Raw genomic sequence first — 6,724 nt, forward strand, 5'->3', positions numbered from 1 at the left:
CCTGACGTCAGTTATGATGTCGGGGACTCTTTTTTTTGTTTGGCCCCACGGAGTATGGGACTTATGAGACTAATAAGACTAATGTGACGGATGGGAATGATAAGTAATGGGAATTATTATTTTAACCAAAATCGCTTTCTATGTTCAAATCTAAATATTTTAGCTATTATTTTTATAACATTGTCTTTATTGTGGCTTCTCCATGAGGGTGTGTCAAAACTCATTTTTTGAAAACATGAACTTATAATTTGAAATTTGAGTATTCTAAAAGGCTAAAGAAAGGGCCGTATCATTACTCAATACAGAGTTTAATACGACCCTTTTAAATATTACAGTTATAATCTGTAACTTTGAGGAGTAGTCCTTTTAATTTTGACACACCCTCATGGAGAAGTCCCACGTAAAGACAATAATCTCACAGAGCGGCAGGCATATAGTATCAGAACTGAACAAGGAGATAGAAAAGTTGGGCAGGCGGATATCAGAGCTCATAAAGGCCAACTATGAACTCTCTGAGATTTACCGCATTGTAACTTCCATGCTGGGCATGGGATTCCAGAACGCGGTCTGTCTGATGGTATATACCTACAACTTCCGCAGGTTCAACTATGATGCAAGAAAGATAGCGTGTTACTATGGCATAGCTCCATTTGGCAAGGTTTCGTGTACCAGCATAAATATTGATCCCCATGTACACTATATGGCCAACTGGCAGATAAAGGCCATGTTGACGCAGGCTGCATTGGCTGCTATCAGATATAACAAGACCATTTCGAAATATTGTTCGGGGCTTGTGGAAGAGGGGAAGAAAAATCAGGTCGCACTTAACAATGTCAAGAACAAACTGATCCATCTTGTTACTTCCATGGCCAGAAATCACAAACTTTACAATCCTGAATATAGAATGTCTACATAATTGTTTAAAAAATAGTTAAAATATTTGGATTTGAACATAAAAAGCGATTGGGGTTTAAGCCATACTATGCCATGCTTATGATATCCTGATATTGTTTTTGTATTGTTTCTTAGCTAAATGTTGACGGAATAACGGTTTTATGTGCATAAAATCACGGATTTCCGTTATTGTGTAAATATATGTTTGTAGTTTTTTTTGCAAAAAATATTAAAAACAATATACATTCGTCTATGTAAATGTTGCAAACGACATCAGATGTGCCTGCACGCTGTAATAAGTTAAATATAATCTATATGCCATGAAAGAAATTCTGTTAACGTCAACTCTGCCTTACTGGCTTGTCTTCCTGCTGGTATTGGGCGGCTTCGTAGCCCTGTTGTTTCAGGGGCGAAACGGCAGTAAAAGCAACCTGCCTATACTCACGGCTGCCGAAGAAAAACAACCCTGCCTACACTCACGGCTGCCGGCTGCATGCTTGCCGCCACTATCCTCGAGGTTCTTATTTATGCCATAGTGGGCAACAACTGTATGTGGTGGTGCCTGTCAAAGGAGTACGGATTCTGGTCAAAGCTGTTCCGCATTATACCCTTTGCCGTGTTTGTGGTGCTTCAGATAGGACAGATATTCATGTTTAAGGGTGTGCTTGAGGAAATGATGGGCAAGTCGCTCTCGATGAAACTGCTTTTCATCTGTTTTGTGCTTACGTTTCCCGTAGTGTTTGTGCTATCTGTCGGAGCAGACATCTTCGGCGCTTCTGATGAAACGAAGAACAGCATCGGTACCACAGCCTTCTGGATTCTCGTCATAGCCGGACTTGCATGGTCGCTTGTGCGCAACATAATGTCTGTCGGTATAAAGCACGGCGTTGTCTTCACCGTGTTCTCGGCAGTCTGTGTCGTTGCCGTCTGCCTTGCTGTGTTCGTGTTCCTTGTAGCCCTTATTGCGCTGTTCTTCCAGGTGCTTATAACCGTGGCTGCCTGTGGCGCGATATTCTTTATACTTACAAACGGAATGGGCAAGGGCAGCTCGATGGTTGACGAGTTTGCCAACCATAAGTCTCCCGGACCGGTGTTTCGCGATGAAGACGGACATCTGCACCATAATTCGGCGGCACGCGACAGTGCCAACCGGAAGATTGCCGAACGCAGGAACGGCGAAAGTTAGAAGTTACGAGCTTAAGTGCATTTTATAGAAATGATTGTTTAATATTAAAAATTTTTTTGGTTATGAAAAAGATTATCAGAACAGTTTGCATTGCTGCAATAGCTCTCTTTGCAATACCTCAGCAGGCCGATGCGCAGTTTTTCAAGAAACTGAAAGAAGCCGCCAAGGGCGTCGTGCAGGAAGTTACCGGAACCACTACTACCGGTACAGCCTCCACTACCACGACAGCTCAGAATGCTCCTTCTGTAAGCTATCTTCCGTCAGCCTCGGGTGTGTTGGTGGGCAATCCCGGCTCAAAGTATTTCACGCTGGAGTTTGTTGAGGCCAAGGGCAGCAAGGGCTCCAACCGCGTTGACATTTATGTTAAGGTAAAGGCCGTAAGCCTGAGTATACAGAATGCGCTTGTAGGCGGAGCCGGTCTTACAAAGGCTTATGATGCCGACGGCAACGAGTATGGTGCTGGCTGCGACTATGACGACAAGAAAAACCTTAATCCCGATGTGACTGTAAAACTGAAGTTTGCCACTATCTGTGAGGTACCTTCCACGGTTACGTCGTTTGTACTTGTTAAAGGTCCGTGGAATCTTGGCGGAGGCCGAAACTCGTCGTCCATCAACGAGTATATTCAGCTGAAGAACGTGCCTATTGTATGGGAATGATACGAAACCGGTCAAATATCTGAATGGACTCTTTCTAATAACGTGAATGACGGGACGCCTTGCCGGCGCCCCGTTTCTTTTGTTGATTTTTTATATTTAATGTTTATTGTGTAGGTTGCTACTCGGTCTTGAGTTAAAGTTCCGGCATCTGAAAATTTAAGTTATAGTTTCCTGTCATAGTCTTGCCGTCTGTTTGATATAAGGCTGCAATCTTGCCGAAACTATATGACATGTCTGCGGTAAGTCGGGATATTCTGTCTCATTTTCATGCTATATTATAGACGTTCCTTTCCTGCCGCGCATAGATTTTAGGCTGTTAAGGCTTGTCGTAAAACTTCAGTATGTGCAGGGCAAGGCCGCGCATCTCCTCTCTCACCGCTTCAGGTTCTATTATCTCCAGCTGGTTTGCCTGCGCAAGTATCAGCTGATAGAAGTCGAACGTAGGCTTGAGGTGATATTCAAACAGCGTAGACTCTTCATCGCTGCTGAGTTCGCGCTGCGACTCATGCAGTGGCAGCGTGCGCAGATAATCTACGAAGTTGTCGTATGCACGCACCACAATCCTTTGTAAAGGCTCATCAGACGTAATCACTCCGCAGCAGCCTTCAAAGTATTTCGCCGCGTCGAAGTCTTTGTTCATTGTGAACGTCTTGTCTGTGTCCTTTATATCCATTATCCTGTCCAGGGCATATATCCGGAAAACATCGTATGGCTTGATGCCTTTCTCCTTGTTCCTTTCAGAATAATAGGGACTTCGCGCCAGCACATACCAGCGGCGGTGAGCCACTTTAAGGCAGTAAGGCTCTATGTCGAATGTCGTTGACTCCGACTTGCCGAATCCGTGATATGTTATGCTCAGCACCCTGTTGTTGCGCATGGCTTCTGCGATATGTGTCAGCCATGTCTGTCCCGACGGTATGTTTTCAAATATAATTCTGTTCTCCAGCTTGCTGTCGGCCTTTATCTGGTTGAGCGTAGAGTAAGAACTTATGAGCCAGTTGTACAGGTTGTTGCTTTCAAGCCTTTCAGGCTCGTCAATATAATATCTGTATCCGTCCTTCTTGTCGCATTCTATATACACGTCAAAGATGTCCTTTATTGCATCCTGGTGGCGATGGAATGTCCTCAGTGGCAGTTCCTCGCCATAGCTTAGTCCGCTTTCCTGCCACAACGAACATATTTCCTTAAATGTCAGGCGCTTATACCTGCGCAGGATGTCTATCAGCCATACATACCGTCCAAATATATTTGCTGCCATATATTTATTGTTTTTTAGATTACGCTGCAAAGTTACAATTTAGCCTGTGACAAATCATGACACAGGCTTGTCTTTTTTATTCTTTTGTCAGTAAATTTTCGTAAGAGATACTGCCGTGGAATAATGTATGCATCAGATTTTCGTGCCGCCGGGTATGTAGCAACGAAGCTAATGTGCCGTGCCGCCTGATATATACCAACAAAGCTATTGTGCCGGCTGATTTGCAATCTGCCGGAATTAAGTATAAGGATTTTTCAATCCGATTACTTCCTATTTTTTTGATTAATAGGTATGAGTCGCGGATCGCAGATCCTTATATTTGATGCTGTCGGATAGCATATCCGCAAGAACATTAGTCTTGTTGTTTCTCGATGCTGTCGAATTTTTCGTTGCGCTCAACAATACGTGCATATCCGACAGAACATTAAATGAGAAGGAATACGCAAAATTCCGTTATGTCTGATTATATTTTCATATCATTCGAATATGAAGCGGATTTTTCAATCCGCTTGCTTCCTCTTCCTTATTGCATAGGTATGAGTCTCGGATCACAGATCCTTATATTCGATGCTGTCGGATAACATATCCGACAGAACATTACTCTTGCTGTTTCTTTACAGGGTATGTAGCAACAAAGCTATTGTGCCGGCTGATTTGAACACCGTTGGTCCTGATATTTTATATTGTACTTCCAATCACCACAAAGCATTTCATAATTGGCTTGCGCCAAACTTGCTGTTGGTTTATATATGCATTCAGTCAGGCAGTCCCCATAGATTATACACACAACAATAGTTTCAGACAATATCTCTTGCCTGTTTTTAGGCTGACAAATTCGTCAATGCCATCGGCATATTTATCATTTCAGTGTTTGTCCAAGGACAACCACTTTAATTATATGTTGTGATGTTAAACCTCATCTTCGTAAGTTCCGTTATTGAAACTAAGTTGATGTTCATTTATTAGTTCCTTTCTCTATATTCTTCATCCATCCTTTTACTTTTGATGATACATCACAGTCTTTTTCGTATATTGTTTCTAGCGTATAGGTGCCATCTTCATCATGGGTAAGGTTGCCACATCCTTCCATTCTTTGTACCAATTGTTCGGTAAGTTGTGTCTGTTCCGCTCTATTGGAAAGTTCAATGATAATCTTTTCTGTTTTTGTATCGTGCTTTACATCAATATATGGGCGACCGAATTCTTCACTGTCGTATTCGCATGCAAGTGTGTCCCATTCCCATGTGAATATAGACCAATTGTCGTGCAATCCAACCTTATCCAATAATTGGATTGTATTATGTTCGCGTTTTACAATGTCCATTAGGTCTTCTGTCCAATCGTAGATATATTTGCGTAGCCCTTCATCGTTGCAGAAATTGTCATACAACTTGTTTTCAGGAATGTTATAAAACTTATTTTCGAAGTGTTTCCACCATGTTCCGTAGCTTCGCCTTCCGCCATATTTCGCCTTTAAGGCTTTTGCAAAATTAGGATCTCGCCAATATGAGGCCTGAATGTAATAATGACCATCGTACCATCCGATGTTTACGTGCGCCGGTTTGTTGTTGCCTGCATCAGACCCAATAAGTGTAAGCATAAAGCCGTTATTGTCGGAAAGATAGTCATTGATGTTCCAGCCTTTACCTGTCCACTCATTTTTCTTATTGATCCATTCTTCTTCTACGGCCTTTGTATCAGTATATATTACCTTATAATCTTTTTCGTCTGGCAATGTTTGTGGAGCATTGCTGTCGCCTTTGTCTTGTGCGAAAGCTGTAGTGAAGTTTTTGAGCGTTTTTTCCCAATCAGAAGTTTTCAGGCCTTTGAAGTCTTGATACAGGTCTGCCTTGAATTCATCCATGACTTTAAATAATTCACCTAACAGCTCATTCCATCCTTTTTCATTCAACGTTTCAAGTGCGTTGCCGTTATCGTTGATGCTTAGTTTGAATATCTTTTCTACACTTTCGCTTATTTTTTCTACACGATCATGTTCACAGTGCATTGCGACCGATGAAGTTTTGAAGGCCAACTTAAGCTTTTCGCTGTTAGAGTTCTTGCCGTCCTTTATCACTTTGTATAGAGTCGTAAGGTATTCTTGGTATATGCGCAACTTTTCTTCGAATACTTTACCCTTTTTCTCACGTTTCTCTTCGTTGTCTGTTTGGCCGACAAGCAACATCATTGTTATGACAGCTGTAATGATAACTCCTATTATTGCTGCGAACATTTCGTACCAAAGTTCCTCGCCTGTGTAAAGTTTTAAGTAAACAGCAAATGCACATGCTATGGCTATAAGGGCTATAATTACGGATGTGATAACAATATTTTTGTGATTTGCAAATTTCTGTTTTATAGTACTCATTATAAGTTTGTATTAAATTGGTGAGATACTAACGGCAGGCAGCTAAGAAATAATATTAACTGCCTGCACCTTTTTCTTTAAAAGAATTAATCTAACGCTTTGAACTCAAAATCGTTCTTGCTGCAACATGCCTTTTTGTAATCAAAATTGTATATACGCTTGTAAGCTTCCTGCAACTCTTTTGCTCCGTTGTAGAATGGGTCAGATGTGTGCATGTTGGTTGTTACTGTTACTGCCATTTCTGGCGTCAGAACGGTCCCGTTTGTGCGTTTAATGCGCTTTGGAACTACTTGGAATACTTTGCTCATGGTTGTATTTTTTAGTTAGTCGTCCCTTAAAAAGCCCATTTTTGCGAGATG

The 6,724-nt window shown here is 41.8% G+C and carries 6 protein-coding genes; 3 read left to right on the plus strand and 3 right to left on the minus strand.

Going from position 1 to position 6,724, the window contains the following annotated elements:
• Positions 1-385 precede the first annotated feature (385 nt).
• The 3 genes from QVO66_RS08185 (at position 386) to QVO66_RS08195 (ending at position 2,739) form a co-directional block, all read left to right on the plus strand.
• Positions 386-916, plus strand: a complete 531-nt coding sequence (locus tag QVO66_RS08185; RefSeq protein WP_021854982.1) for a transposase — start codon at positions 386-388, stop codon at positions 914-916.
• Positions 917-1,387: 471 nt separating this feature from the next.
• Positions 1,388-2,080 carry a hypothetical protein gene (locus QVO66_RS08190; protein WP_021854983.1) on the plus strand — a complete coding sequence of 231 codons (693 nt, stop codon included), beginning with the start codon at positions 1,388-1,390 and terminating at the stop codon, positions 2,078-2,080.
• Positions 2,081-2,142: 62 nt separating this feature from the next.
• On the plus strand, positions 2,143-2,739 hold the full coding sequence (locus QVO66_RS08195) for a hypothetical protein (protein ID WP_021854984.1): 597 nt from the start codon (positions 2,143-2,145) through the stop codon (positions 2,737-2,739).
• Positions 2,740-3,055: 316 nt separating this feature from the next.
• Here QVO66_RS08195 and QVO66_RS08200 read toward each other — a convergent pair whose 3' ends face one another.
• The 3 genes from QVO66_RS08200 to QVO66_RS08210 all read right to left on the minus strand — a co-directional run bounded on the left by QVO66_RS08200 (position 3,056) and on the right by QVO66_RS08210 (position 6,673).
• A complete protein-coding gene (locus tag QVO66_RS08200; RefSeq protein WP_021854985.1) occupies positions 3,056-3,997 on the minus strand; it encodes a helix-turn-helix transcriptional regulator in 942 nt (313 codons plus the stop codon).
• A gap of 955 nt (positions 3,998-4,952) precedes the next feature.
• On the minus strand, positions 4,953-6,365 hold the full coding sequence (locus QVO66_RS08205; RefSeq protein WP_021854986.1) for a hypothetical protein: 1,413 nt from the start codon (positions 6,363-6,365) through the stop codon (positions 4,953-4,955).
• 86 nt (positions 6,366-6,451) lie between these two features.
• The gene (locus QVO66_RS08210) at positions 6,452-6,673 is read right to left on the minus strand and encodes a DUF6140 family protein (protein WP_021854987.1); all 222 of its coding nucleotides are present in this window, start codon (positions 6,671-6,673) and stop codon (positions 6,452-6,454) included.
• Positions 6,674-6,724: the final 51 nt, after the last annotated feature.

The sequence above is a fragment of the Prevotella sp. CAG:255 genome, from assembly GCF_000431195.1.
In the GTDB taxonomy this organism is placed as follows: domain Bacteria; phylum Bacteroidota; class Bacteroidia; order Bacteroidales; family Bacteroidaceae; genus Prevotella; species Prevotella rara.